This window comes from Streptomyces sp. NPDC091279 (genome assembly GCF_044757465.1).
GTDB lineage: Bacteria > Actinomycetota > Actinomycetes > Streptomycetales > Streptomycetaceae > Streptomyces.
On the sequence record NZ_JBIVVA010000010.1, the window covers coordinates 225,660 to 250,105 of the forward strand.

The 24,446-nt window shown below is 71.4% G+C and carries 28 protein-coding genes, 1 other RNA gene and 2 pseudogenes; 19 read left to right on the plus strand and 12 right to left on the minus strand.

Annotated features, from left to right (window positions below):
- The first annotated feature begins 88 nt into the window (after positions 1–88).
- Both ACIQOU_RS25620 and ACIQOU_RS25625 read left to right on the plus strand, forming a co-directional pair.
- Positions 89–1,087 carry a Gfo/Idh/MocA family protein gene (locus tag ACIQOU_RS25620; protein WP_401539348.1) on the plus strand — a complete coding sequence of 333 codons (999 nt, stop codon included), beginning with the start codon at positions 89–91 and terminating at the stop codon, positions 1,085–1,087.
- A gap of 3 nt (positions 1,088–1,090) precedes the next feature.
- Positions 1,091–1,951, plus strand: coding sequence for an SDR family oxidoreductase (locus tag ACIQOU_RS25625; RefSeq protein WP_401539349.1), 861 nt, complete (start codon positions 1,091–1,093; stop codon positions 1,949–1,951).
- A 417-nt stretch (positions 1,952–2,368) separates the two neighbouring features.
- Here ACIQOU_RS25625 and ACIQOU_RS25630 read toward each other — a convergent pair whose 3' ends face one another.
- Positions 2,369–3,532, minus strand: coding sequence for a D-alanyl-D-alanine carboxypeptidase family protein (locus ACIQOU_RS25630; protein ID WP_401539350.1), 1,164 nt, complete (start codon positions 3,530–3,532; stop codon positions 2,369–2,371).
- Positions 3,533–3,732: 200 nt separating this feature from the next.
- Between ACIQOU_RS25630 and ACIQOU_RS25635 the strand changes: the two genes are divergently transcribed.
- Together ACIQOU_RS25635 and ACIQOU_RS25640 are read left to right on the plus strand one after the other, a co-directional pair.
- Positions 3,733–5,211 (plus strand): ABC transporter permease, encoded by a 1,479-nt coding sequence (locus tag ACIQOU_RS25635; RefSeq protein WP_401539352.1) that lies wholly within the window; start codon positions 3,733–3,735, stop codon positions 5,209–5,211.
- A gap of 34 nt (positions 5,212–5,245) precedes the next feature.
- Positions 5,246–5,938: an ABC transporter ATP-binding protein gene (locus tag ACIQOU_RS25640; RefSeq protein ID WP_401539354.1), complete on the plus strand. Its 693-nt coding sequence runs from the start codon at positions 5,246–5,248 to the stop codon at positions 5,936–5,938.
- A gap of 95 nt (positions 5,939–6,033) precedes the next feature.
- On the opposite strand, the gene ACIQOU_RS25645 is transcribed toward ACIQOU_RS25640, so the two are convergent.
- Both ACIQOU_RS25645 and ACIQOU_RS25650 read right to left on the minus strand, forming a co-directional pair.
- Positions 6,034–7,029, minus strand: coding sequence for an aldo/keto reductase (locus tag ACIQOU_RS25645; protein WP_401539356.1), 996 nt, complete (start codon positions 7,027–7,029; stop codon positions 6,034–6,036).
- 60 nt (positions 7,030–7,089) lie between these two features.
- Positions 7,090–7,416 carry a nuclear transport factor 2 family protein gene (locus ACIQOU_RS25650; RefSeq protein ID WP_401539358.1) on the minus strand — a complete coding sequence of 109 codons (327 nt, stop codon included), beginning with the start codon at positions 7,414–7,416 and terminating at the stop codon, positions 7,090–7,092.
- A gap of 164 nt (positions 7,417–7,580) precedes the next feature.
- Here ACIQOU_RS25650 and ACIQOU_RS25655 point away from each other — a divergent pair, with 164 nt between their 5' ends.
- Positions 7,581–8,129, plus strand: a complete 549-nt coding sequence (locus tag ACIQOU_RS25655; RefSeq protein WP_401539359.1) for a DoxX family protein — start codon at positions 7,581–7,583, stop codon at positions 8,127–8,129.
- Positions 8,130–8,211: 82 nt separating this feature from the next.
- On the opposite strand, the gene ACIQOU_RS25660 is transcribed toward ACIQOU_RS25655, so the two are convergent.
- Together ACIQOU_RS25660 and ACIQOU_RS25665 are read right to left on the minus strand one after the other, a co-directional pair.
- Positions 8,212–10,356 carry a tetratricopeptide repeat protein gene (locus tag ACIQOU_RS25660; RefSeq protein ID WP_401539361.1) on the minus strand — a complete coding sequence of 715 codons (2,145 nt, stop codon included), beginning with the start codon at positions 10,354–10,356 and terminating at the stop codon, positions 8,212–8,214.
- Positions 10,353–10,763 carry a hypothetical protein gene (locus tag ACIQOU_RS25665; protein ID WP_401539680.1) on the minus strand — a complete coding sequence of 137 codons (411 nt, stop codon included), beginning with the start codon at positions 10,761–10,763 and terminating at the stop codon, positions 10,353–10,355. Before ACIQOU_RS25665 ends, ACIQOU_RS25660 begins: the two co-directional genes overlap by 4 nt.
- A 243-nt stretch (positions 10,764–11,006) precedes the next feature.
- Here ACIQOU_RS25665 and ACIQOU_RS25670 point away from each other — a divergent pair, with 243 nt between their 5' ends.
- The 8 genes from ACIQOU_RS25670 (at position 11,007) to ACIQOU_RS25705 (ending at position 15,424) form a co-directional block, all read left to right on the plus strand.
- Positions 11,007–11,276, plus strand: coding sequence for a hypothetical protein (locus ACIQOU_RS25670; RefSeq protein ID WP_401539683.1), 270 nt, complete (start codon positions 11,007–11,009; stop codon positions 11,274–11,276).
- Positions 11,269–11,880, plus strand: coding sequence for a DUF6879 family protein (locus ACIQOU_RS25675; RefSeq protein WP_401539363.1), 612 nt, complete (start codon positions 11,269–11,271; stop codon positions 11,878–11,880). Before ACIQOU_RS25670 ends, ACIQOU_RS25675 begins: the two co-directional genes overlap by 8 nt.
- A gap of 194 nt (positions 11,881–12,074) precedes the next feature.
- The gene (locus tag ACIQOU_RS25680; RefSeq protein WP_401539365.1) at positions 12,075–12,710 is read left to right on the plus strand and encodes a hypothetical protein; all 636 of its coding nucleotides are present in this window, start codon (positions 12,075–12,077) and stop codon (positions 12,708–12,710) included.
- Positions 12,711–12,974: 264 nt separating this feature from the next.
- Positions 12,975–13,880, plus strand: coding sequence for a helix-turn-helix domain-containing protein (locus tag ACIQOU_RS25685; protein ID WP_401539366.1), 906 nt, complete (start codon positions 12,975–12,977; stop codon positions 13,878–13,880).
- Positions 13,877–14,086, plus strand: a complete 210-nt coding sequence (locus ACIQOU_RS25690) for a DUF397 domain-containing protein (RefSeq protein WP_401539367.1) — start codon at positions 13,877–13,879, stop codon at positions 14,084–14,086. The genes ACIQOU_RS25685 and ACIQOU_RS25690 overlap by 4 nt, the downstream gene beginning before the upstream one ends.
- Before the next feature lie 29 nt (positions 14,087–14,115).
- Positions 14,116–14,349 carry a DUF397 domain-containing protein gene (locus ACIQOU_RS25695; protein WP_401539369.1) on the plus strand — a complete coding sequence of 78 codons (234 nt, stop codon included), beginning with the start codon at positions 14,116–14,118 and terminating at the stop codon, positions 14,347–14,349.
- Positions 14,346–14,609, plus strand: a complete 264-nt coding sequence (locus ACIQOU_RS25700; RefSeq protein WP_401539371.1) for a DUF397 domain-containing protein — start codon at positions 14,346–14,348, stop codon at positions 14,607–14,609. Before ACIQOU_RS25695 ends, ACIQOU_RS25700 begins: the two co-directional genes overlap by 4 nt.
- A gap of 278 nt (positions 14,610–14,887) precedes the next feature.
- Positions 14,888–15,424 (plus strand): EF-hand domain-containing protein, encoded by a 537-nt coding sequence (locus ACIQOU_RS25705; RefSeq protein WP_401539373.1) that lies wholly within the window; start codon positions 14,888–14,890, stop codon positions 15,422–15,424.
- 83 nt (positions 15,425–15,507) lie between these two features.
- On the opposite strand, the gene rnpB is transcribed toward ACIQOU_RS25705, so the two are convergent.
- An RNA gene (rnpB, locus tag ACIQOU_RS25710) (RNase P RNA component class A) lies at positions 15,508–15,916 on the minus strand.
- A gap of 20 nt (positions 15,917–15,936) precedes the next feature.
- Between rnpB and ACIQOU_RS25715 the strand changes: the two genes are divergently transcribed.
- Positions 15,937–16,083, plus strand: a complete 147-nt coding sequence (locus ACIQOU_RS25715) for a hypothetical protein (RefSeq protein ID WP_401539376.1) — start codon at positions 15,937–15,939, stop codon at positions 16,081–16,083.
- On the opposite strand, the pseudogene ACIQOU_RS25720 reads toward ACIQOU_RS25715, so the two are convergent.
- Positions 16,032–16,811: pseudogene (locus ACIQOU_RS25720) on the minus strand (DMT family transporter); the annotation flags it as partial. The gene ACIQOU_RS25715 and the pseudogene ACIQOU_RS25720 overlap by 52 nt on opposite strands.
- A 19-nt stretch (positions 16,812–16,830) precedes the next feature.
- Positions 16,831–17,661: a helix-turn-helix domain-containing protein gene (locus ACIQOU_RS25725; protein WP_401539378.1), complete on the minus strand. Its 831-nt coding sequence runs from the start codon at positions 17,659–17,661 to the stop codon at positions 16,831–16,833.
- 164 nt (positions 17,662–17,825) lie between these two features.
- On the opposite strand from ACIQOU_RS25725, the gene yaaA reads away from it, so the two are divergent.
- Together yaaA and eda are read left to right on the plus strand one after the other, a co-directional pair.
- Complete coding sequence (gene yaaA / locus ACIQOU_RS25730) at positions 17,826–18,614, plus strand: peroxide stress protein YaaA (RefSeq protein ID WP_401539381.1); 789 nt, start codon at positions 17,826–17,828, stop codon at positions 18,612–18,614.
- A 185-nt stretch (positions 18,615–18,799) separates the two neighbouring features.
- Positions 18,800–19,456 (plus strand): bifunctional 4-hydroxy-2-oxoglutarate aldolase/2-dehydro-3-deoxy-phosphogluconate aldolase, encoded by a 657-nt coding sequence (eda, locus tag ACIQOU_RS25735; RefSeq protein WP_401539384.1) that lies wholly within the window; start codon positions 18,800–18,802, stop codon positions 19,454–19,456.
- Between the two features lie 30 nt (positions 19,457–19,486).
- Here eda and ACIQOU_RS25740 read toward each other — a convergent pair whose 3' ends face one another.
- Positions 19,487–20,224 carry a histidine phosphatase family protein gene (locus ACIQOU_RS25740; protein ID WP_401539386.1) on the minus strand — a complete coding sequence of 246 codons (738 nt, stop codon included), beginning with the start codon at positions 20,222–20,224 and terminating at the stop codon, positions 19,487–19,489.
- 261 nt (positions 20,225–20,485) lie between these two features.
- Between ACIQOU_RS25740 and ACIQOU_RS25745 the strand changes: the two genes are divergently transcribed.
- Entirely contained in the window at positions 20,486–20,767 is a 282-nt protein-coding gene (locus tag ACIQOU_RS25745; protein WP_401539685.1) for a zinc-binding dehydrogenase, read from the plus strand.
- Between the two features lie 100 nt (positions 20,768–20,867).
- On the opposite strand, the gene ACIQOU_RS25750 is transcribed toward ACIQOU_RS25745, so the two are convergent.
- Entirely contained in the window at positions 20,868–21,611 is a 744-nt protein-coding gene (locus ACIQOU_RS25750; RefSeq protein ID WP_401539687.1) for a zinc ribbon domain-containing protein, read from the minus strand.
- Positions 21,608–22,456, minus strand: coding sequence for a Nif3-like dinuclear metal center hexameric protein (locus ACIQOU_RS25755; RefSeq protein WP_401539389.1), 849 nt, complete (start codon positions 22,454–22,456; stop codon positions 21,608–21,610). The genes ACIQOU_RS25750 and ACIQOU_RS25755 overlap by 4 nt, the downstream gene beginning before the upstream one ends.
- Before the next feature lie 198 nt (positions 22,457–22,654).
- On the opposite strand from ACIQOU_RS25755, the gene ACIQOU_RS25760 reads away from it, so the two are divergent.
- Both ACIQOU_RS25760 and ACIQOU_RS25765 read left to right on the plus strand, forming a co-directional pair.
- Complete coding sequence (locus ACIQOU_RS25760) at positions 22,655–23,890, plus strand: hypothetical protein (protein WP_401539392.1); 1,236 nt, start codon at positions 22,655–22,657, stop codon at positions 23,888–23,890.
- An 81-nt stretch (positions 23,891–23,971) separates the two neighbouring features.
- Complete coding sequence (locus tag ACIQOU_RS25765; protein ID WP_401539394.1) at positions 23,972–24,127, plus strand: hypothetical protein; 156 nt, start codon at positions 23,972–23,974, stop codon at positions 24,125–24,127.
- An 84-nt stretch (positions 24,128–24,211) separates the two neighbouring features.
- Here the strand turns inward: ACIQOU_RS25765 and ACIQOU_RS25770 are convergent.
- Positions 24,212–24,445 (minus strand): annotated as a pseudogene (locus ACIQOU_RS25770) (MaoC/PaaZ C-terminal domain-containing protein); the annotation flags it as partial.
- Position 24,446: the final 1 nt, after the last annotated feature.

The following is a 24,446-nucleotide window of genomic DNA, read 5'->3' on the forward strand; positions in this document are numbered from 1 at the left end:
CGAGTACGGCGCCACCTATGCTCTCAGCTCGAACTGAGTGCCGACGGTCACATGAGCGAGGCCACATGAGCGAGGGGCGGACACCGGGATGACGGCCAAGAACGTGCGATGGGGAATCCTGGCGACGGGCGGGATCGCCACCGCGTTCACGGGAGCGCTGGTGGATCTGCCGGACGCGGAGGTCGTCGCGGTCGCCTCCCGCAGCGAGGCCTCCGCGCGGGCCTTCGCCGAACGCTTCGGCATCCCCCGCGCCTACGGCGACTGGAACGCCCTGGCCAACGACGCCGAGGTGGACGTCGTCTACGTCGCCACCCCGCACGCGGCGCACCGGGCCGCCGCCGGGCTCTGTCTGGAGGCCGGCCGCAACGTCCTGTGCGAGAAGGCGTTCACCCTGAACGCGCGCGAGGCCGAGGAGCTGGTCGCGCTGGCCCGGGAGCGCGGGAGCTTCCTGATGGAGGCCATGTGGATGTACTGCCACCCCCTCGTGCGGCGCCTGAAGGCCCTGGTGGACGACGGGGCGATCGGCGAAGTCCGCACCGTGCACGCCGACTTCGGGCTCGCCGGCCCCTTCCCGCCCTCGCACCGGCTCCGGGACCCGGCGCAGGGCGGGGGCGCGCTGCTCGATCTCGGGGTCTATCCGGTGTCGTTCGCGCATCTGCTGCTCGGGGAGCCGACGGGGGTGTCGGCGCGGGCGGTGCTCTCGGAGGAGGGCGTCGATCTCCAGACGGGCGCGGTGCTCTCCTGGGCGAGCGGCGCGCTGGCCACCGTGCACTGTTCGATCACCGGAGACACGCCCGTCGCCGCGTCGGTGACCGGTTCGGCGGGGCGCATCGACATCCCGGACGGCTTCTTCTTCCCGGAACGGTTCGTGCTGCACCGGGACGGCCGCGACCCCGAGGAGTTCACCGCCGACCCGGCCGACGGCCCCCGCGACACCCTGCGCCACGAGGCCACGGAGGTGATGCGCGCCCTACGCGCCGGTGAGCGCCAGTCCCCCTTGGTCCCGCTGGACGGCACCCTCGCCGTGATGCGCACCCTGGACACCATCCGCTCCCAGACCGCGGTCCACTACCCCACGGAGTCGTGACTCATGAACACCTCCCCCCCAAGAATCGCCGTAGTGACAGGCGCAGGCTCAGGAATCGGCAGAGCGGTGGCAAGAGAGTTACTGGCAGCAGGCTGGTCGGTGGCGCTGGCAGGCCGCCGCCTCGAACCCCTGGAAGAAACGGCGAAGTTGACAGCCCCGGGCCCGGCAACGCCGGTCAGGGGCGCGGGGCTGTCGTCTGATGTGCGGCTCCGCCGCGTGGGCGCGACCAGCCGAGACGGCGCCGCACCCGACGAACGACCGGCCAGAGCCCTCCCCGTCCCGACGGACGTGTCCGACCCCGACCAGGTGTCCCACCTGTTCACGACGGCAGCCGAACACTTCGGCCGCATCGACCTGTTGTTCAACAACGCGGGCGTCTCCGGCCCAGGCGGCGTCCCCGTGGAGGACCTCCCCTTCGACGCCTGGCGCCACGTCGTGGACACCAACCTCACCGGCGCGTTCCTGTGCGCGCAGGCGGCCTACCGCCATATGAAGAACCAGTCGCCGCAAGGCGGCCGCATCATCAACAACGGCTCCATCTCCGCGCACACCCCCCGCCCCCACTCCATCGCCTACACGGCGACCAAGCACGCCCTGACGGGACTGACCAAGTCCCTCTCCCTGGACGGCCGTTCACACCACATCGCCGTCGGCCAGATCGACATCGGCAACGCGGCGACGGACATGACCGACCGGATGTCGGCCGGTGTCCTCCAGGCCAACGGCGAGATGGCGCCGGAGCCGGTGATGGACGTCGCCCATGTCGCCCGCACCGTACGGCACATGGCCGAACTGCCGTTGGACGCGAACGTGCAGTTCGCGACCGTGCTGGCCACGACGATGCCGTACGTGGGCCGGGGCTGAGCCACCCGCCCCCGTCGGCCCGGTAGCTGCGGCTTCACGATGTGCACAAACGGAATCTGACCATCCGCCCCATCAGGGCCGGTCAGTGACTTATGCTCAAGTCTCCTCCACGAGAGCTTCACATCTGGAGCACCGGGTACGTCCGTACTGGACCACTGATTTCCGCGGCCACACCGAGGGGGGAGGCGGCAGCCGTTCCGGGGCATCGGGTGGGGGTGGACCGCGCGACTCGATCGCGCGGTACGCACCGACCCCGGAACGGCTGCCGCACAGACCGGAGTTGACCGGCCAAGCCCACACCCGGCCGACGCCCACACCCGGCCGACGCCACTCACCCCGGCCAGCGCCACTCACCCCGGCCGACGCCAGTCAGCCCACCGACGTGAGTCAGCCCCCGACGTGCATCAGCCCCCGGCCTCACTCGTCGTCGCCCACGTCGGTCGCCCCGCGTTGCTCTCCCCGCCCCTCCCGGCGCCGGCGCAGCGCCCACGCGCCGCCCGCCAGCAGCGCGACCGCACCGCCCGCGCCCTCCAGCACCGCCCACGGTGAACGCCCGCCGCCGTTCGACGCCGTCGCGGACGTGCCCGGGGTGCCCTTCGCGCCGTTCGCCCCCCTCGTCGTCTTCGCGCCGCCCTCGCTGAGCGGGTCGGCGAGGACGCCCACCGGCTTGGCCGAACTCCCTTGCGCGAAGCCCCAGTCGAGCAGCGCGGCGGTCTCCTCGTAGACGGCGTTGTAGCCGCTCCTGGGATGCATGACGGTGACCAGCAGGGTGCGGCCGTGGCGGGTCGCGGCGCCGGTGAAGGTGTTACCGGCGTGGCTGGTGTAGCCGTTCTTGACGCCGATCATGCCCCGGTACGCGCGCACCCCCGACTCTCCGGACAGCAGCCGGTCGGTGTTCTGGATCTGGAACGTCTTGCCGCCGCCCGCCGGGAAGTCGGCGATCCGGGTGGCGCAGTAGGCGCGGAACTCGGTGTTCTTCAGGCCGTGCCGGGCGAAGAGGGTGAGGTCGTAGGCGGACGACAGCTGCCCCTCATGGTCGTAGCCGTCGGGGCTGACCACCCGGGTGTCGAGGGCCTGGAGGTCGTCGGCCTTGGCCTGCATCTGGGCGACCGTGCGGGCCATGCCGCCGTTCAGTTTCGCCAGGACGTGCACGGCGTCGTTGCCGGAGCGCAGGAAGACGCCCTGCCACAGCTGGTCGACGGTGTAGGTGAGGCCGGGTTTGACGCCGACCAGGCTGGAGCCCTCGGGGACGTCGGCGAGGTCGGCGTCGGTGACGGTGTGCCGCGCGGTCGGGTCGAGCTTGGGCAGGACCGTGTCCGCGAACAGCATCTTCAACGTGGACGCGGGCGCCAGCCGCCGGTGCGCGCGGTAGGCGGCGAGCACCTCCCCGCTGTCGTGGTCCGCGACCAGCCAGGCGTCGGCGGAGAGCTTCCCCGGCAGGTCGGCGCCCTGGGCAGCGGCGCTGGCGAGGCGGGTCCCGCCGATGACGGTCGAGGCGTGCGCGGGCGTCGCGGCGAGCGGGAGCGCGGCGGCGGCGAGGCCGAGAGCGGCACGGCGGGTGAGGGGGGAAGTTTCGTGCACCGGAAGACGGTACACCGCACTGAACAGCGGTTTCCTTGCAGTGAGCCATCAATCACCTGGGGGTTGCCTGTCTGAGGAAATTCTGATCCAACTCCTGGCTTTCTCAGGGCTTACACATCCTTTACTCACCCCGGTTCAAAGGTTTCTCCCTAGCTTGTGGCAGCGACCACAGCGGGCGCCAAGAACCTTTAGGGAACGGGATGTTTGGCATCTATCTCAAGCGTGAGCTGAGCCGGAGAAAGAAGGCGGCTCTGGTCATCGCCATGGGCCTGGCGCTCGGTATCGCGCTCGTCATCACCGTGAACTCGGTGACGGCCGGTATGCAGCAGGCCCAGGACAAGGTTCTGAAGTCCCTCTACGGCCTCGGCACGGACATGACCGTCACCAAGGCGCGGTCGGCCCCGACGAGCGGCAGCGGGCAGCGCGGCCCGAGCTTCAAGTTCGACGCGAAGTCGAGCAGCTCGTCGAGCCAGAGTTCGGACCGGGTGATGACGCAGGGTGGTCAGGTCCTGAAGTCGTCGCTGGTCGAGAAGGTCGCCGGGCAGCAGGGCGTGGCGAGCGCGGTCGGCGCCCTCACCCTGAACGTCACGAAGGTCGACGGCTCCTTCACCCAGGGCAAGGCCAAGAGCAGCAGCGGCACCGGGGGCAGCGGCCAGGGCGGTTTCGGCGGGGGCGGCGGCAACGGCGGCGGCAGCGGTCAGCCGCAGGTGCAGGGCGGCGGCGCCAACTTCAACGTCAACAGCTACGCCGTCGCCGGTGTCGACGTGGCGCACCAGGATCTCGGCCCGCTGGCCGCGATGAAGGTCACGTCGGGCAAGACGTTCACAGCGTCGCAGACGGACGCGAAGGTCGCCGTCGTCAGCGCGTCGTACGCCAAGGAGAACAAGTACACGGTCGGCAAGACCCTGAAGATCTCCGGCACGACGTTCACGATCATCGGGATCGCGACGCCGGACAGCAGCGAGTCCACCACGGACGTGTACCTGCCGCTGAAGCAGGCACAGACGCTGGGTGACGCGAAGAACGAGGTCACCACGATCTACGTCAAGGCGACCGACTCGAAGCAGATCGCGGCCGTCAAGAAGACCATCCAGAAGAACATCTCCGGAACGACGGTCACCACGTCCTCGGACCTCGCCTCCACGGTCTCCGGCTCGCTGTCCACGGCCTCGAACCTCGCGACCAGCGTCGGCAAGTGGCTGTCGATCGCGGTGCTGGCGGCCGCGTTCCTGGTGGCGGCGCTGCTGACGTCGTCGGCGGTGTCGCGCCGGGTGCGGGAGTTCGGCACGTTGAAGGCGCTCGGCTGGCCGAGCCGCCGGGTGACCCGGCAGGTCGTCGGCGAGTCCATGGTGAACGGCCTGGTCGGCGGCGTCCTCGGCATCGGCCTGGGCCTCGCGGCGGCCTACGTCGTGACCGCGATCAGCCCGAAGCTGACCGCGCAGGTCGGCTCCACGGGCGGCGGCGGTGGCGGTGGCATGGGTGGCGGCCCCGGTGGCGGCGGTCCCGGCCGGCAGTCGGCGTCGACCACGATGGAGATCGCCCTGACGGCGCCGGTCTCCCTCACCACCATCGCGCTCGCGGTGGGCCTCGCGGTCACCGGCGGTCTGATCGCCGGTGCGATGGGCGGCTGGCGGGCCTCCCGGATGCGCCCGGCCGACGCGCTGCGCAGCGTCTCGTAACCCCCTCCACCTCGACCATTCGCGGAGAAACCCCATGTACAGACTCACCGGCGTCACTAAGCGCTACTCCCGGGGCAAGGAGACGGTGGAGGCGCTGCGCGGCGTCGACCTCACGATCGAGGACGGCGACCAGCTCGTCATCCAGGGCCCCACGGGCGGCGGCAAGTCCACCCTGCTCCAGATGATCGGCGGCCTGGACCGCCCCTCGGACGGCAGCGTCGAGCTGGACGGCACCGACCTCGCGACCATCAGCGAGGCCAAGCTCACCCGGCTGCGCGCGGAGAAGATCGGCATCATCTTCCAGTCGTTCAACCTGATCCCCACCCTCACCGCCCAGGAGAACGTCGAAACGGCCCTGGTGCCGCTCGGCGTCAAGCCCGCCGAACGCCGTGAGCAGGCGGCCGAGGCGCTGCGCTCGGTGGGTCTGGGCGAGCGGCTCGGCCACGCGCCGTCGGAGCTGTCCGGCGGCCAGCAGCAGCGCGTCGCGATCGCCCGCGCGCTGGTGAAGAAGCCGAAGGTGCTGCTCGCCGACGAGCCCACCGGCAACCTCGACGAGGGCACCCGCGACGACATCATGGCCCTGCTGGAGGGGCTGTGGCGCGAGCACGGGCTCACGTTCGTCATGGTCACCCACGACTCGTCGATCGCCCGGCGCGCGCCCCGCGTCGCCACCATCAAGGCCGGCCGCCTGACCCTGACGGAACGCCAGGTCCCAGCCGCCGGTTAGGACACCGGCCGGTCAGGACGCCGGTCGGTCCACGGATGTCGGCCGGTCAGGACGTCGGCCGGTCAGGACATCGGCCGGTCGGTCGCGAGGACCGCTCATTGTCGGAGGATCAGGGTGATGTCGGCCAGTTCCCCGACGGTGAGCGGTCCTTTCTCGATCGCCCCGGCGTTCTCCTCGGCCTGCGCGACGGACCGGAAGCCGGGGATCGGCACGGCGAACGGGTGGTACGTCCACAGCCACCCGAGGGCACCTTGCGCGGGCGTGCGCCCCCCGACGGTGAGCGCCTCCCGCAGCGCGTCGACCCGCTCGACCCACCCGGCGTCGGCGCCCGCACCCTCGTTGAACCCGGGCAGCCAGGCGGGCGGCGAGTTGCGGATGTCGCCGCTCTCCAGCACCCGCCCGGGCCGGTGCTTGCCGCCGAGCAGGCCCATGGCGAGCGGGCTGCGGATGATGCTCGTGAGCCCGGCCCTGGCCGCCGTCTCGAACATCGCGTCCATCTCGTCGGAGTCATGGAACACATTGGCCGCGTGCTGAACGGCGAGACAGTGGGCGCCTTCGCCGAAGAGGCGGGCCCGCGCCGGGTCGTCGGTGCTCCACCCGTACCCCCGGATGAGCCCTTCCCGCACGAACTCCTCGCAGAGTTCCCGGAGTTCGAGGGCCCGCTCGGGGGCGACGTCCCCGAGGTGCAGTTGATAGAGGTCGATGTGATCGGTGCCGAGGCGGGCGAGGGAGGCGGTGAGGGCGCGGCGGGCGTGGGCGGGTGAGTCGTCGGTGCCGGTGCGGGTGCGGGTGGCCTCGTCGAAGACGTTGCCCCATTTGGTGGCGATGACGACCTCGTCCCGGCGCTTGCCGAGGGCCCGTCCGAGCACGCGCTCGCTGTGCCCGGCGCCGTAGGTGTCGGCGGTGTCGAAGAAGGTGACGCCGAGGTCGAGGGCGCGGTGGATGGCCCGCACGGACTCGTCGTCGTCGACCTTGCCCCACCCGAGCGGCCGCCCGTCGGCGTCCTGCCACTCACCGCCGATGGCCCAGCACCCGAAGCCGAGCGCACTGACCTCGATGGCGTCGCGCCCCAATGTCCTTGTGGTCTGCATACTTCAGAACGTTAGGAGTTGAAGCACACCCGAGGTCAAGTGCCGCGCCGTGCGGGCCTCTTACGCCTGGCCGGTCTCGAACCGCGAGATGAGTCCGCCCTCTTGGACGTGGAAGGTCCACCGGGTGCGCATCTCGCCCCAGGTGTCGTTGGAGAAGTTGACGACGAGCCCGCGCCCGTCCCGCATTTCCCGGTCGACGTCCATGTGGCCGTGGGTGGAGAAGATCTCCCGGTCGATCCAGTCGGCGAGGTCCCGGTCGGTGCCGTCGTCGGCCATGGTGGCGTCGGGCGTGAGCAGGGCGAGGAAGGCGTCCCGGTCGTGGGCGTTGACGGCGGCGACGAAGGCACGGACGGCCGGGTCGCTGAGGCGGGCGAGCTGAATCGTCATGCCGGTCAGCCAAACACCCCTCCCCCACCCTCGCCACCCGAACGGCCGCGCGAACGGAGCCGGCCTCCACGCGGCCTGCGACGGTGGACGGGGAGGGGACGCGGCCCGGAGAGGGAGGACTCTCCTGGGCCCATGCCTACGCACGTCTACCGGGTGGAGCCACGATGACGACCTGCTGCTACGACCGACGTGATCTGGGCCTGCTGCTGCTCCGGGTGGGAGCCGGGGCGGTGCTGGCGGCGCACGGCACGCAGAAGCTGTTCGGCTGGTTCGGGGGCGGCGGCCTGGAGGGCACGGCCCGGATGATGGAGTCCATCGGCTATGTGCCGGGCAGGGCGAGTGCGACGGCGGCGGGCCTCGCGGAGGCGGGCGGCGGCGCCCTGCTGGCGCTGGGCCTGGCCACCCCGGCGGCGGGTGCGGCGGCGGCCGGGGCAATGACGGGTGCGGCGGCGATCCACACCCCGAACGGCTTCTTCAGCCAGGGCGGCGGCTACGAGTACCCGGCCTTCCTCGCCCTGACGACGACCTGCCTCGCGGTCAGCGGCCCCGGCCGCCTCTCCCTCGACCACGCCCTGGGCCACCCCCTGAACCGCCCCTGGATGGTCCCGGCCGCCCTGGCGGTCACAGCAGCGGTCACGGCAACCGTGGTGACCCGCAGAAACACCCGAGTCCGGGAGGGGAGGGGGGAACAGGAGGCGTTGTTCGGGGAGTGAGGGGGCGTGGGAGGCGTCGGGGGCGTGCAGTAGGGGGAGAGGCTCACGCCCCGGGTGGGTGGCTACGCCCCCGGTGAATGGCTCACGCCCCGGGTGGGTGCGGTTGCCCGGAGGTGAAGGTGCTCAACAGTTCGCGGCTGGCGAGGGTGAAGGGATGGCCGGGACCGAGCCCACGTTCCCGTCGCGTGACGACGTCGGCCATCAACGCCGTTCCCTCGTCCGGGTGACCGAGTGCGGCACGGGTGCGGGCCAGGAGCTGCTGCGCGGAGAGGGCGATCGGGTAGTCGGGGCCGAAGCGACGCCGGTAGGCCTCGGTGACCAGCCGTAGTTCCGCGTCGGCGGCCGCGAATCGGCCCAGCTGGTAGAGCGCCCAGGCCCGGTTGTGGCGGGCGCCCAGGGTCACCGTGTGGTCGGGGCCGAGGAGCCGGTCGCACGCGTCGGGCAGATCGAGCAGCGCGCCGCCCTCCTCGACGGTGACCTCGGCGGCGGACAGCAGCACCAGCAGGCTCGACCGGGAACGCAACGTCAGCGGATGCGCGGCGCCCAGCGTCCGGCGCCGCCCGGCGACCGTGGCCCGCAGCAGCGCGAGCGCCTCGTCGCGTCTGCGCAGGTTGCCCAGCACGAGCTGGAGCCCGTGGGCGCTGTCCAGGGTGTCCGGGTCGTCGGCTCCGAACAGCCGGTCCTGGGCGGTGCGGACCTCGGTGAGCAGCGGCTCGGCCTCCGGGTACCGGCCCAGCCGGAACAGCGCGCGGCCCGCCCGGGAGCGGGCGGCCAGGACGGCCCGGTGTTCCGCGCCGAGTCGCCGTTCGCCCAGGTCGGCGGCGGTGCGGGCGGTCTCCCAGGCGGAGAGGTAGTCGCCGGTGCGGTGCAGGGCGACGGCCAGCCGGGTCGCCACCTCCAGCGCCTCGGCCGCCGTGGCCGGGGCCCCGATACGCCGCAGCAGGGCAAGGGCGTGCGGCACGAGCAGCCGCAGCAACGGATCGTGCGGACCCGCGTCGGGACGCTCGGGAACGGCAACGTCCAGGAGGCGTACGGCGGTTGAGTCCAGCACCGGCGCTGTCCCGGCCGGGGTCGCGGCCGCGACGCTGTCGAGCAGCACGCCGTGGCTGTGCACGCACCGCGCCCCGACGTCGACCAACTCGGTCAGCGACTGGTCGAGCAGGGCACGCAGGGCGGTCTCACAGCGGGCGGGCGGGAGAACGGCGTCGAGGTCGGCGCGGTTGAGCAGGGACAGCGGCAGGGGTTCGGGGGCGAACCTGGCCAACAGCCGTAGCAGCGCGGTCGCTTCGGGCAGCCCGCGCGCCTCGAAGGCGTCGAGGGTGAGTTGCCAGGTCAGTCCGACCAGGTGGCGGGGGTCCTTCCGGGACAAGGCATCGGCTCCTTGGTCGATGAGTTCGACTCGTTCCCCCTCGTCGAGACGGCGACCGTAGGTCTCCATCGTCCAGGGGTCGAGGACTTGTTGAGAGAGGAAGCCACCGGCCAGGGTGAGGGCGAGGGGCAGCCGCCCGAGGCGCTCGGCGATCTGAGCGGCCTCCTCCTCGGTGCCGCTGTGCGGGGCGAGGTCACGCAGCACGCGCGCGGCGTCGGCCCCGGGCAGCACCCCGATGTGCTGGAGTTCCGCCCCGGGCCACCAGTGAGCGGCCGATCTGCGGGTGGTCACCACGACGGTCCCGCGCGCGCTGGTGCGCAGCCAGCTCCCGTCACCGAGGATCTCGGGCTGATCGGCGTTGTCGAGCACCAGCAGCCAGGGCTCCGCGGAGCGGTCGAGGTACTGCCAGACGAGATCGGCGGCGGCGCGCAATCCGTTGCGGGCGGCGAGCAGTTCACCGTCGGCGGCGCCCCGGTCGGCGGCGACCGCGAGCATTCCGGCGCGCAGGCTCGCGCGGTCGGACGCGCTGACCCACAGCCCGACCCGGCCGCACGCGTCGACGGCGAACTGGAAGAACGTGTAGGCGACCGCCGTTTTCCCGCACCCGCCCATGCCGTACAGCACATAGACCTCGCCGCAGCGCCCCGCGCGCACGCCCGCGCGCAGCCGTTCCAGCACGTCCGCACGGTCCCGCAGAACGACGGGAGGCCGCCCGACGGCCGGACGGCGCACCGAGTCGGGCCCACCGGCCGGGTCGGTCTCCGCGCCGTAGTGGTGGTGCTCGCTGATGTGCTGATCACCCGACGCCTGGAAAACCCGCCCCCGGTCCTCGGCGCGCCCGTCCATCGCGCCGGTCATCGCGGCGCGTGGTGCTGGTCGCGCCCCGCCTGGTAGATCCGGGCGTGGCCGGAGGCGGTGGCGTGCTGGGTGACGGTGGGCCCGGTCGCGCCGTCGGGGTCGAGGACGTCGAGGAGCCGACGCAGTTCGACAGCGGCCTCGGGCTGAGCGACGAGCAGCCGCCGCAGCCGCCCCTGCCACTCCAGATGCAGTTCCCCCAGGGTCTCCTGATCCCCGACGCCCCCGGCCGCCAGGGCGTCCTCGCGGGTGGCGGCCAATTCGGCAACGACAGCCTCGGCCCGCTGCGGCTGCACCCGCCGCCAGAGCTGACCGATCCCGTCCTGAGTGCGACGCCAGGCGTCGGTGGTCATCAGGGTGACGAGTGTGACTCCGGCGGTCTGTGCGAGTAAGGCGGTGTCAGGGTCCACAGTTTCCCCCATCGAAAGTTTTTCGGAAGTCAAATTATACGTTAAATAGGTTTTGCTTCACCTGTGTCCACTGCACTTTGATACCTTGCCGCCTCGCGACCTTACCGTCGTACTCTTGGGCCGGACAGGGCACCGGAGAACCACCCGCATCGGGACCGGGAGTCCGATTCTGTTCTGGTCGAGCCGGTTGGCCGACTGCTAACTTCATGAAAGATTGTGACTCGATCGAGGGAGACGATGACCATGGCCCGGCCTTGGGAAGCAGACCCGACCACGACGTTCAAGCGGCGCCTGGGGAAATCGCCGCAAGAATTAGGAAACACCACGGACAACCCCGACTGCCCCGATATATGGGAACTCGAAAACGGCGACATCGCCGTCATCGGCCGGGACCTCACGGGATCGCTCGGCGGGAACCTGCCGTCCGGCGTCTCGGTCGGGGCGGACGAGCGACTCGTTGTCATCCCCAGGAACATGTTGATCGCGGCGAAACCGGATATCCCTAGTGTTTGATTCCTTCCCCGGTGGTTCCTCCGAGCGTATGGACCGCCCCTCGTATCACGCGGACTTCCGTCAGGTTCGTGAAAGCGGAATCCGCTTCCAGAACAAACTTGAACGCGGGCAGAACTTCAAGGAGCGGGGTTTTGCCAGCTGGGAGGCGTTCGCCGAGGGCGAGTGGGACAAGGCACTCTCCCTCGTCGAGGAGAAACGCGAGGTCTACGCCCAGCAATTCCGCGAGGCCGCCCAATTAGGCATCTCAGAACGCCGCCTGCGTGTAGTCGAATTCCCGGTCACCCCCTACGTCCAGTGGGAACTGCACGTTCTCCGCCTGCGTGTGGAACTGGGCGACGACATCAAGGTGCTCGACGCCCGGAAAATCGCGGACATCGAAAGGGAACGCCCCGTCCCCGAGGTGGTCATCCTCGGCGACGTCGTCATGTACGAGGTCTGCTACGACGACGACGGAAACGCGGCGGGGTCCAGGCGCTTCACCGATCCCGCGCTGATCTCGGAAACCCTGGCCGGTTTCGAGGCCCTGTACGAACGCGCGGAGGATTTCCACACCTTCTTCGACAGGGAGATCACCCCTCTCGCCCCACCGGCGGTACCCTCCTGAGCCCGTCGAAAGCCACCACGCGCTCCCCATAGCCCCCCTCTTCGCCGGGGCGATGGACGACGGCCGCTGGGCACTGGCCCACCGCCTCAACGGGCCACCGGACGTCAGGGCTCGCCTCCCCCACTCCACCGGTGTCGCGGAACGCACCCGGGCGCAGCATCCTGGAGTAGCCGGGAAGGAGGCTCGCCAGCGTGATGGCCGACAGTGGACCCGAACGGTGGACCGCCCGTGTCCTGGACAGTCCGATCCTCGGGCTGCTCCCGTGGATCATCTTCGCGGTGGTCGTGGGACCGGGCCGGTTCGAGTTGGGTGTGGCGCTGGCGCTGGCCTGCGCGGTGGCCGTGGTGATCGCCGGACGCGTCTGGCGCCCCGGCAGCTCGTGGAAGCTCCTGGAATTCTGCGACGTTGCCTTCTTCGCGCTCCTCACCCTCGTCGGCACCCTCGCCTCCGAAGGCACCCTCCGCTGGCTGGAGACCTACTCGGGCGAGATCGCCAACATCGCCCTGCTGGTCATCGCCTTCGGCTCCATGGCCCTGCGCATGCCCTTCACGCTCCAGTACGCCCGCGAGCAAGTGCCCCGCGCCCAATGGGAATCCCCGCTCTTCCTGCGCACCAACTACATCATCACCGGCGTCTGGGGCGCGGCCTTCCTGGTCGCCGCGATCGCCGGCGCCTACGGCGACCTCGTCCAACACGACCCCAACAACATCTGGACCGGCTGGATCATCCAGATCGCGGCCATCGTCGCCGCCCTCCGCTTCACCCGCTGGTACCCGGCCCGAGTCCGCGCCCGAGCGGCAGCCGCGAACGCCGGGAAGCAGGACGACTGACGGTCATCGCGACCCAAGTGCGCGGTGCGGCACCCGAGTTCACCGAGGCTCAACGAGGTCCACTGCTGCGGTCGACAAGGATGCCGGGTTTGCTCATCTCGCCCCTTACGCCCCCGCCGGTGTCGTAGCGTGACCGACGGTGACGCACCGACGCGGGCTGCTTGTACGCGTGGTGCCCCCATGTGTACGCGGCCCACGGCGTGACGGCGTTCCTACGGGGGACGTTGGTCCGGAGAGGTGATGACCATGATGGAACGTCCAGGTATGGCGGTAGGGCAGGAAACCCCTCAGAGCGACGGCGCCGGAGCCGTCCTGGCCTTCAGAGACGGCTGGGAAAACGACGACGAGGACGGACAGCGGCCTGCGGACGACGCGGGCAGGGGCGTCGCCATCGCGTTCGGCAAGAACTTGAAGATCCTGCGCATGCGAGCGGGACTGGATCGACCGGCACTCGGCAGTCTCATCGGCTACTCGCCCGGGACGATCGCGTCGTACGAGCAGGGACGGCGGATTCCCAACGGCGACACGATCGACAAGTGCGACGAAGTCCTCGGTGCGGGCGGGCTGTTGAGCAACTGGAAGGAGCAGATGGAGCGGGCTCAGTACCCCGTGTTTTTCCAGGGGATGGCTTCCCTGGAAAAGGTGGCGATTGAACTGCTCTCGTACAGCACGCTCGTGTTCACAGGACTGATCCAGACCGAGGAGTACATGAGGGCACTACTGGCGATGCGACGTCCGGCCCTGGACCAGGAGACCGTCGAGCAACGCGTGGCGGCACGATTGAACCGACAGGGCATCTTCGAACGCCAGCCCTCACCGCTGCTGAGCTTCGTACTCGACGAGTCAATCTTGCGGCGTCCTTACGGCGGCAAGGCGGTCCTGCGTAGGCAGTTGGAGAACGTACTGCTGATCGCCCAGAGGCCAAACGTCGAGATCCAGGTCATGCCGCTCAGCTGTGAGGACAACGCGGGTGTGAACGGGCCATTCACCGTCATCACCAGGAAGGACGGCAAGAGGTTCGTGTACGCCGAGGCCGAGGGCATCGGGTCCCTCAAGACCTCTGCGGAACAGACGACGCTCTCCCACGGACGCTATGGGATCATCCGATCACAGGCTCTCTCGCCACGAGAGTCCATGGCATCCATCGAAGGAGCGCTGAAATCGCTATGAACAACGCTGAGCCCTCGGCTGTCGCCTCCAACCTCGCCTGGTTCAAGAGCAGTTACAGCGGAACCGAGGGCGGCGAGTGTGTCGAGGTCGCCGCCAGCACGGCGGCTGTCCACGTTCGGGACTCCAAGAACCCGGAGCGTGGCAACTTCGCTGTTTCGCCCGCCAGTTGGGGCGATTTCTTGACGTACGCGAGCGTCAGCGCGTGAAGTGAGTCGTCGACGGGGACGCTGTGGGTATGTCTGAACTTCACTGGTTCAAGAGCACCCACAGCGGAGCCGAGGGCGGCGACTGCGTGGAGGTCGCGCTGAGTTGGTCCAAGAGCAGCTACAGCGGGGCCCAAGGCGGTGAATGCGTGGAGGTGGCGGCTACCCCCGCCACCGTCCACGTCCGTGACTCCAAGTCCGTTGCCGGGCCCGTGTTCTCGGTGTCGCGTGCGGCGTGGGTCGAGTTCATCGAGGTGGTCTCGTGAACGCCGTCGAGTCCACGCCTGCTGCCGCCAACCTCGCCTGGTTCAGAAGCAGTTACAGCGGTGCCGAGGGCGGCGAATGCGTAGAGGTCGCCCTGAACTGGGTCAAGAGCACCCACAGCAACACCGAGGGCGGCGAGTGCGTCGAGGTCGCCGCCTGCACCGCCGTTGTGCATGTCCGTGACTCCAAGGTGGCCGCCGGGCCCGTTTTCACGGTGTCGCGTGCGGCGTGGGTGGGCTTCATCGGGCTCGCGTCGTCGTAGCCGTCGGCCGGGTTCCTTCTCCCCGCCCCCGACGCCAGGCCCCGCACGCCGCAGCCCGCTCCCCGTAACCGGGGTCTCTCCGCCACCCCGGCGCACACCCCCGCCCCCGTCGCGCGCCCCGCACGCCACCCCACTCCCCCGTACCCCCACCATCACCCGATCCGGTGGATTGGAGGACCCGCGCCCGGAACTGGCAGCCTCCGGCTCCACAGTGGGAGCGCGTGGCTTCAGGGACCGCCACTCACAGACATACGGCTTCATGAAAGGCGGCATCACTGATGCGGACGGAAGCGCTCAACCGGGTCCGGCTCGTGTTCACCCTCTTCGACGCCAACGGCAACGGGGTACTGGAGGCGGACGACTTCGAGCTGATGGCGGGCCGGGTCCGGGACGCCGTTCCCGCTGCGGAACCGGCGGCTCAGGAAGCGATGGCGACCGCGTTCCGGCGCTACTGGGAGACGTTGGCCGACGAGGCGGACACGAACGGCGACGGCCGGGTCGACTTCGAGGAGTTCACGGCGTGCGTGCTGGCGCCCGAGCGGTTCGACGCGGTGGCGGCGGAGTTCGCGCGCGCCCTGTCCACCGTCGGTGACCTGCGGGGCGACGGTCGGGTGGGGCACGCGGAGTTCGTCGGGCTGATGCTCGCGATCGGCTTCGCACCGGCCAACATCCAGAGCCTCTTCGACGCCCTCGGCCCCGACGAGAACAACCGGATCTCCTCCGCCGTCTGGGACGAGGCCATCCGCGAGTACTACCGCCCCGACGCCGGCGGCACCCTCGGCGACCTCCTGGTGGCCGCCACCCCGGTCGGCTGACCTCGGCGCAGTCCCACGCTCAGAGTGCCGGCATCGGAAAGGGCCTCCGACGCAGTTCGGAGGCCCTTTGCGAGGTGGGGCGGCAGACGAGTCGGGCTGTACGCCGGATTTTGTTCGCCCGGTGCCTCGCGGCGGCCGGGGAGACGGCCATCCATCTAGGGCCGACGTTGCCGCCGGCCTCGTGCGGTCTACCCGCGGACTCGGGCGAGCAGCCCTCGAACGTCCGCGCAGGAACCCGTATCTCTACGGGCGCCCTTTTGACCTTGCTCCAGGTGGGGTTTACCTAGCTGCCCAGGTCACCCTGGGCACTGGTGGTCTCTTACACCACCGTTTCACCCTTACCGAGGACCGAGGCCCCCGGCGGTCTGTTCTCTGTGGCACTGTCCCGCGGGTCACCCCGGGTGGCCGTTAGCCACCACCTTGCCCTGTGGAGTCCGGACGTTCCTCGGGAAGCCCCCTAGGGGGACTCCACGCGGCCGTCCGCCCGGCTCGTCTGCCGTGGGGACAAGTGTATGCGCCGGGTGCCGGTGCTCGGGCCCGCCGCCGTCGCCAGCACCGAGCCCAGCAGGATCAGGGCGAAGGACACGACGACCGTCGGCGTCAGGGGCTCGCTCAGGAACAGCGCGCCCGCCGCCACCGCGACCGCCGGGTTGACGTAGGTGATGACCGTGGTGCGGGTCGGGCCGACCTCCTTGATCAGCTCAAGGAACGCCACGAACGCCACCGCCGTGCAGATCACGCCGAGCCCGGCCAGCGCGGCGAGCGAGGAGGCCGACGGCATGGTCGTGGGCCGGGTCAGGAACGCCGCCGGGGCGTAGACCAGCGCCGCCAGCGTCAGGCACGCCGCCGTCAGGTGCAGCGACGGAACGTCTCTGAGGGAGCGGGCCGCGATCACGGGCGCCGTCGCGTACCCCACGACCGTCACCAGCACCTCGGCCAGCGAACGGGCGTCCCCACCCGTGAGGTGCGGCACGGTGAGGACGGCGACGCCCGCCAGGCCCAGGGCGAGGCCGGTGACACGGCGCCCTCCGAGCCGTTCCGTGTCCCCCAGCGCGCGGGCCACGACGACGCCGAGGATCGGGACGCCCGCGATCAGCAGCCCGGCGGTCGAACTGGACAGGTGCCGTTCCGCGTCGGTGAGGGTGAACCACGGGACGAGGATCTCCGCGCCCGCGAACGCCAGCAACGGCGGCCAGTGCGCACGCACGGACCGGATCAGGCCGCCCTGCCGGAGCGCGAACGGCAGCAGCAGGAGCGCGCCCACCGCGCACCGCGCACCCACCACCAAGGACGGCGAGAGGTCCGTCACCGCCACCTTGATCAACAGGTAGGGGATGCCCCAGACGACCCCCAGCAGGGAGAACAGGAACCAGCCACGTGCAGTCATGCGGCCAGTGTCGGACCGTTCAACGGCCGTCGTCTTGAACGCTGTTGCGGTACGCGGCCGGTGTGACGCCCAGCACCCGGCGGAACCAGCGGGTCAGATGCGCCTGGTCCGCGAAGCCGACGGCACCGGCCGCCTCGGCGGGCCGCAGCCCGGCGTCGAGGAGCGCGCGGGCCCGGTGCACGCGGTGCTGGGCGAGCCAGGCGTAGGGCGGCACGCCCATGGTGGTGCGGAAGGCGCGCAGGAGCTGGTAGCGGGAGAGGTCGTGCGCGGCGGCGAGTTCGGCGAGGGACGGGGGGTCGGTGAGTTCGTCGGCGAGCCGGTCGCGGACGGCGTGCGCGACGCGGGCGGCGTCCGGGACCCGGTCGTCGACCGGACGGGACGTGGAGTGGCGGCGGGCCAGCGCGGTGAGCAGCCACGGCAGCCGGGACTCGGTCTCCAACGGGTCGGGGCAGGCGCTCAGTTCGGTGTGGGTGCGGCGGAGCGCTGCGGCGAGTTCGGGGTCGTCGATGACGGCGTCCCGGAAGTGCGGCACGCCACCCCGGACGCCGTCGGTGAGGAGGGCGGGGGCGGCGTAGAGGGCACGGTAGGCGTAGCCGTCGGTCGCCCGCGCGGGGCCGCCGGTGTGCATCTCGCCGGGCGCGAGAACGACGATGTCGCCGGGGGCGCTCAGGACGTGGCCGCCCCGGTAGTCGATGACCTCGCAGCCGCCGACGGTGACCCCGACCGTGAACTCCTCGTGCGCGTGCGGCGCGTACACATGCCGGTCGAACCGCGCGCTCAACAGATCGAGCCGAGGCCCACCCCGCCCCACCCGAGCCCTGGTCCACTCCGCCCACTCCCGCCCCACCACCCACACCCCCTACGGCCACAACACGGCCCCCCTCAGAGAAAATCCGCGATCTCCAGACCCAACCCGAAGGGCTCGGGGAGCGAAGCCCCCCCTCTGTGGAGAGCACAGGCAGGGGGGCTGTGCGTCGTACGCTGTTTGGCAGTTCGCAACGAAGGAGATCTTCCGTGCTTGTCCTGCTGCCGCCCTCCGAAGGCAAGGCCGTGTCCGGCCGTGGCGTCCCCCTCAAGCTGGAGTCGCTCTCCCTGCCGGGGCTCACCGAGGCGCGGGCTGCCGTGGTGGACGAGGTGGTCGAGCTGTGCGCGGGTGACGCGGAGAAGGCACGCGAGGTGCTCGGGCTGACGGTGGGGCAGCTCGGGGAGGTCGAGAAGAACGTCGAGCTGCGCACCGCCGGGGCCCGGCCGGCCGGGGAGATCTACACGGGCGTGCTGTACGACGCGCTCGATCTGGCGTCCCTCAGTGAGGACGCGGGCGCGACGGAGCGGGCGGCGCGGTCGTTGCTGATCTTCTCGGGGCTGTGGGGCGCGCTCCGGGTCACCGACCGGATTCCTTCCTACCGTTGCTCGATGGGCGTGCGGTTGCCGGGACTCGGGGCGTTGGGCGCGTACTGGCGGGGGCAGCTGGCGGACGTGTTGCCGGAGGCGGCCGGAGAGGGGCTCGTCCTCGATCTGCGGTCCGCCGCGTACGCGACCGCGTGGAAGCCGAAGGGGGAGATCGCGGAGCGCACGGCGAGTGTGCGGGTGCTGTACGCGCCGACCCGGAAGGTGGTCAGCCACTTCAACAAGGCGACCAAGGGCCGCCTCGTCCACAGCCTCCTTAAGACCGGCGCGGCGCCCGCCACCCCGGCCGAACTCGTCGAGGCGCTGCGGGATCTCCGTTACGAGGTCGAGGCACAGGCCCCCACGAAGGCCGGCCAGCCCTGGACGCTGGACGTACTGGTGACCGACGTCCACTGATGTCCGACGGGCCAGTGATGTCCGACGGCCGCTGACATCCCCACGGCCGCTGATGTGCGGCTTTCCGTGTGTCAGCTGTTCCGTGCGTCCCCTGCACCGGGCGGGCTCATCGCCGTTCCCCGTGCTGGTTGCAGCATGCGCAACGGGCGTTGCTCATGTTGCGTGGCCTCGGCAGGATGAGCGGCATGACCGCACCCGCTTCGGCGTTCTTCTCCCCCGTGCCGTCCGTGCTGGACCTGGCGCCTGTCGTGCCCGTCGTCGTGATCGAGGACGTGGCCGATGCCGTGCCGCTCGCGCGGGCGTTGGTCGCGGGTGGGCTGCCCGCGATCGAGGTGACGCTCAGGACCCCGGCCGCGCTGGACTCGATCCGGGCGATCACCGGTGCCGTGCCGGGCGCGGTGGTCGGGGCCGGGACGGTGCTCACGCCCGTGCAGGTGAGCGAGGCGGTGGCGGCGGGGGCGCGGTTCCTGGTCAGCCCGGGGTGGACGGAGACGCTGCTGGAGGCGATGCGCGCGTCGGGGGTGCCGTTCCTGCCGGGGGTGTCGACGACGTCGGAGGTGGTGGCGCTGTTGGAGCGCGGGGTGCGGGAGATGAAGTTCTTCCCGGCGCAGGCGGCGGGCGGCACCGCGTATCTGCGGTCGCTGGCGGGGCCGTTGCCGCAGGCCCGGTTCTGCCCCACCGGTGGCATCGGCGCCGCGAACGCCCCCGAGTACCTGGCGCTGCCCAACGTCGGTTGCGTGGGCGGTACCTGGATGCTGCCCGCCGACGCGGTGGCCGCCGGGGACTGGACGCGGGTCGAGGCGCTGGCCCGGGAGGCGGCCGGGCTCGGCCGACGGAGCTGACCCCCGTCGGCCCGATCCGCCGGACCCCGGTCAGCTCAGGTGCGAGGTGTCGTTGAAGAGCCGCACGCTCGCGTTGCCGTCGGCGTAGTAGGCGACGGAGGACAGGGACGCGGCCGACAGTTCCATGCGGAACAGGGCCTCGGGCGGGGCGCCGAGGGCGAGTCGGACCAGGATCTTGACGGGCGTGACGTGGGTGACGAGGAGGACGGTGCGGCCCGCGTACTCGGCGATGAGCCGGTCCCGGGCGACGGCGATCCGGGCCGTCGTCGCCGCGAAGCTCTCGCCGCCGCCGGTGGGTTCGGCCTCGGGGTCGGCGAGCCAGGCGTTCAGGTCCTCGGGGTGGCGTTCGCGGACCTCGCCGAAGGTGAGGCCCTCCCAGGCGCCGAAGTCGGTCTCGCGCAGCCCGTCGTCGACGATCACGTCGAGGCCGAGGCGGGCGGCGGCGATCCCGGCGGTCTCCCGGGTCCTGGCCAGCGGCGAGGCGACGATCGCCTCGACGGTCCCGCGCCGCGCCAGTGCCGCCGCGACCCGCGAGGCCTGGTCCCGGCCGACGTCGGACAGCGCGGGGTCGCTGCCCCCGCTGCCGGAGAACCTCTTCTGCGGGGTGAGCGGTGTCTCGCCGTGCCGCAGCAGCAGGAAGGACGCGGGTGCCCCCATGTCGGCGGGGCCCCAGCCGGAGGCGGCGACGGGCTGCCCGCCCCGCTGGCCGACGGTGGCCGAACCGCCCCCTGCGGCCCCGGCCACCTCGTTCCCGGCGTTACTGGTCACGTCGCCCACCTCATCCCTCGCCCTGCCGACCCGCGTTGATCACGCTCGCGGGAATCCTCTCGTAGATCACCGGCTCCGGAAAGAACATCCAGGCCACCCGGCCGACCCCGACACCTACCTGACCGATACTCGATCTTCCGACCCCGCCGGTCTCCTCCTCGCCCACCGGCGCGAGAAGGCCAGGCCGGACCACTCGCCCCCGTCGGCCTGAACGGCCTCGTCCGCAATCGCCGGACGGGCTGGATGAGGCCGACCCCGCCGATGCGGGCTCCGGAGTCGCCCGTCCCGACGTCCTCGACACAACATGCCGTCCGGCGTCGAGGGCGTTCGGTGGTGCCACTCGGCGGCGCCTGGGCGTGCGTCCGGCCAACACGGAGAACGACTCCACGCTCCTCGCCGAAGCGGCCAAACTCGGTCGAACTCGGTCGGCAGGGCCGTTGCACACCGCGCGTCGAACGGAGCTACCCGCTCGAACGGATCGCGGAGGCGCACGCAGACTCCGAGGGCGGACCCACCCGGGGGAAGATCGTCGTCCGCGTCTGAGGCACCGCCCCGGAGGCCAGCGCGTCCGGGGATTCCCCGGCCCACTCCGGAGAAGGGGCGTGCCCGCCCCCGGGGACAACTCCCCACCCCCGTAAGGGACTTACAGCCCCGATTCCCCCGTGCGGACCAGGATGCGGCGGCAGTTCTCACAGCGGACGACCGTGTCGGGGGCGGCCGCGCGGATCTCGTTGATGTCGGTGATCGCCAGCTCCTGGCGGCAGCCCTGGCAGGTGCGCTGGTAGAGCTTGGCCGCGCCGATGCCGCCCTGCTGGGAGCGGAGCTTGTCGTAGAGCTTGAGGAGGTCGTCCGGGATGGTCGCGGAGACGACCTCGCGCTGCTTGGTGACGGTGGCGACCTCGCCGTCGATCTGCTCGAAGGCGGCCTCGCGGCGGGCGGTCGCGTCGTCGATCCGGCCCTGGACGGCACCGGCGCGCTCGGTCAGTTCGGCCACCCGCTCCTGCGCGGACTCCCGGCGCTCCATGACCTCCAGCACGATGTCCTCCAGGTCGCCCTGGCGCTTGGCGAGGGAGGTGATCTCGCGCTGGAGGTTCTCCAGGTCCTTGGGCGAGGTGACGGCGCCGGAGTCCAGGCGCTGCTGGTCGCGGACGGCGCGCTGGCGCACCTGGTCCACGTCCTGCTCGGCCTTGGTCTGCTCGCGGGCGCAGTCGCTGTCCTCGGTCTGCGAGGCCACCAGGAGGTCGCGCAGCTGGGTGTGGTCCTTGGTCAGCGACTCGATCTCGGCGTGCTCGGGCAGCGACCGGCGCTTGTAGGCGAGCTGCTGGAGACGGACGTCGAGATCCTGGACGTCGAGGAGGCGGATCTGGTCGGCGGGCGCGGCGTTCAGTTGGGGGCTCCAGGTGAAGGGGTGTGACTGGTCCAGGGGTCGGTGACCGTCGTGGAGACGTGCACCCGCAGGTCCCAGCCGTGGCGGTCGGAGATCTCGTCGAGCTGGGCTGCGGCCAGCTCGCACCAGGGCCACTCGGTGGCCCAGTGCGCCGCGTCGAGCAGCGCGAGAGGTGTGGAGGAGGGGTGCGCGCGGGCCTCGGACGCCGGGTGGTGGCGCAGGTCCGCGGTGAGGAAGGCGTCGACACCGGCCGCGCGGACCTGGCCGAAGAGGCTGTCGCCCGAACCGCCGCTGACGGCGACCGTGCGCACGACGGCGTCGGCGTCCCCGGCGACGCGGATGCCCTGCGCGGTGGCGGGCAGCGCGGCGGCCGCGCGGTCGGCCAGTTCGCGGACGGTGACGGGGTGGTCGAGCGCGCAGACGCGGCCCAGGCCCCGGCGCCCCGTCGGGTCGGTCGGGTCCGGCACCAGGGGGCCGACGACGCGGAGGTCTAGGGCACCGGCCAGCGCGTCGGAGACGCCGGGGTCGGCGGTGTCGGCGTTGGTGTGGGCGACGTGCAGGGCGATGTCGTTCTTGATCAGCGTGTGCACGACCCGGCCCTTGAAGGTGGAGGCCGCGACCGTCGTCGTTCCGCGCAGGTAGAGCGGGTGGTGGGTGACGAGCAGGTCGGCGCCGAGCCGCACCGCCTCGTCGACGGTCTCCTGGACCGGGTCGACGGCGAACAGGACGCGGCTGACCTGCTGGTCGGGCTCGCCCACGACGGTGCCGACCGCGTCCCAGGACTCGGCCCGCTCGGCGGGCCACAGTTCCTCCAGCGCGGCGATGACTTCAGACAGACGGGGCACGGGAAAAGGCTACCTGCCTGATCCGCGGGGCTGAACCGGTGCGGGCGGCCGACTCCTGCGGAGGGCTTCGCTCAGCACAGAGGTCGCCGTTCCCTCTGGCGAATCGTTCCTGCGCCACCCGTATGTGTGAAGGGTCGGCCTCGTGGTCCCCCGCCCGTGCGTACGAAAACTAGCTTCGTGGCCGGAGGTGACCAGACGATGACAGCCTGTGCGATCGAGTCCGAGGCAGCCCCGGAGGACGGCATTCCGCCGACGGGCTGCGCGATCACCGTGGACGGCGCGTACGCCGCCCGGCTCGTGCGGGACGGGGACCGCTGGTTCCCGGAACGCTGGACGCTGGACGGCCCGGAGCCCTACGCGGTGCCGCTGCCCGGCAACCAGCCGGAGGAACCCGGCACCGAGGTGCATCCGATGGGCGACGGGCGGGTGCTGATCCGCCGCCCGGCGGGCCCGCGCCAGCTCTTCTCCCTGCTCTACCCGACGGGTCCGCACACCGGCGAGGTGCTGATCGGCGCGGTCGAGTGCCCCGGCGACGACACCCGGCTGCGGCTGCTGCCGCCCGCGCCCTGTGGTGAGCGGGCGTACGCCCTCGCGGTGGGCCGGCGCTCCAGCGCGGTGTGGCGGGTGGCGGGCGGCGCGGGCGGCCCCGAGCAGCTGGCGGAGGTGCCGGGGCGCTGCTCGGGCGGGGTCTGGCTGGACCGGGGCGGGCGGCTGCTCGCGCTGGACCGGGAGGTGGGCGGGCGGACCAAGACGGTCGTGGTGGACCTGGGGCGCGGGGGCGAGGTGTCGCCGTTGCTCCAGATCGCCGACGACAGTGACGACCGGCTGCTGCTCGCGGACCCGGACAGCGGTCTGCTGCTGATCAGTTCGGACGCGCCGTCGCCCGGTGAGGCGCGGCTCGGCTGGGGGGTGCTGGGTTCCACCCTGCCGGTCCGCTTCCCGAGGAGCCTGCGGCTTCCGGGGTGCGCGGTGACACCGTTCGCGATCCAGCCGGGGCAGGTGCTGACGCCGGAGAGCTGTGCGGTGGCGGCGCGGGTGGAGGGGGCGATGGGGACGTGGGTCGCGGTGTGGCGTCAGGACCGGGGGCGGTTGCAGCATTTCCCGGCCCCGGTGGGGTGGTTGGCGGGCGCGGGGCTCTGGTCGAGCGACGGGGTGCTGCAACTGCCGTACAGCACACCTGAGTTGGCGTGCGGGGTGGCGCGGGTGTCGGCGCCCTGGGGTGCGCCGGGTGCGGGCGAGGTGAACTCCGGGGAAACGGCGGGTCCTTGTCCGGCAACGGCTTCGTCCTGCCCGTCCGACGCGAGCGGACCGGCGCCTGAGCCGCCGCCGGGGCCCGCTCCCGCGCCCTCGGCCCAGTCCGCCGCGGCTCGTCCGGTGCCGTTGCGGGAAGCGCCGTTGGGACGTCTTGTAACGAACCCGTGCCGGATGGTGTGACGGGCTGGATTCGGGGTGTGCGGTGCCGGTTAGAATCTTTCGGCTGTTAGAAAGATCATGTTGACGGGGTGAATTCATCCGATGAGCGATGCCAGCACGCACCAGACACCGTCCGACGACTCCCAGCAGTCCGTCGGCCACGGCCGGCACCGCGGTGAGGTCTCGGCCCAGGAGGGTCCGACCGACCCCCACGGCCGTCACCGCAAGCCGGAGCAGACCAGGACGGCCGCGGCCTGAGAGGTCACGCGGGTGAAGGGGGCGGTCCGCCGACAGGCGGGCCGCCCCCTTCCCGTTCCCGGCACCCGCCAACTACCCGGTGCTTCAACGGTGTTCAACGACGGTGTCGGCCAGGACCGGCGCGTCGTCCCGCTCCACCGCGCTCACCTCGACCCGCACAGAACCGGCACCGCCCTGCCGCCTGTCCTGCCCGTCCTGCCGTTCCTGGCGCCACATCCGCATCCGCAGGGTCTCGCCCGGGAAGACCACCCCGGCGAACCGGGTGGCGTAGGAGCGGACCCGGCCGGGGTCGCCGTCGAGCAGGGTGTCGACGACCGCC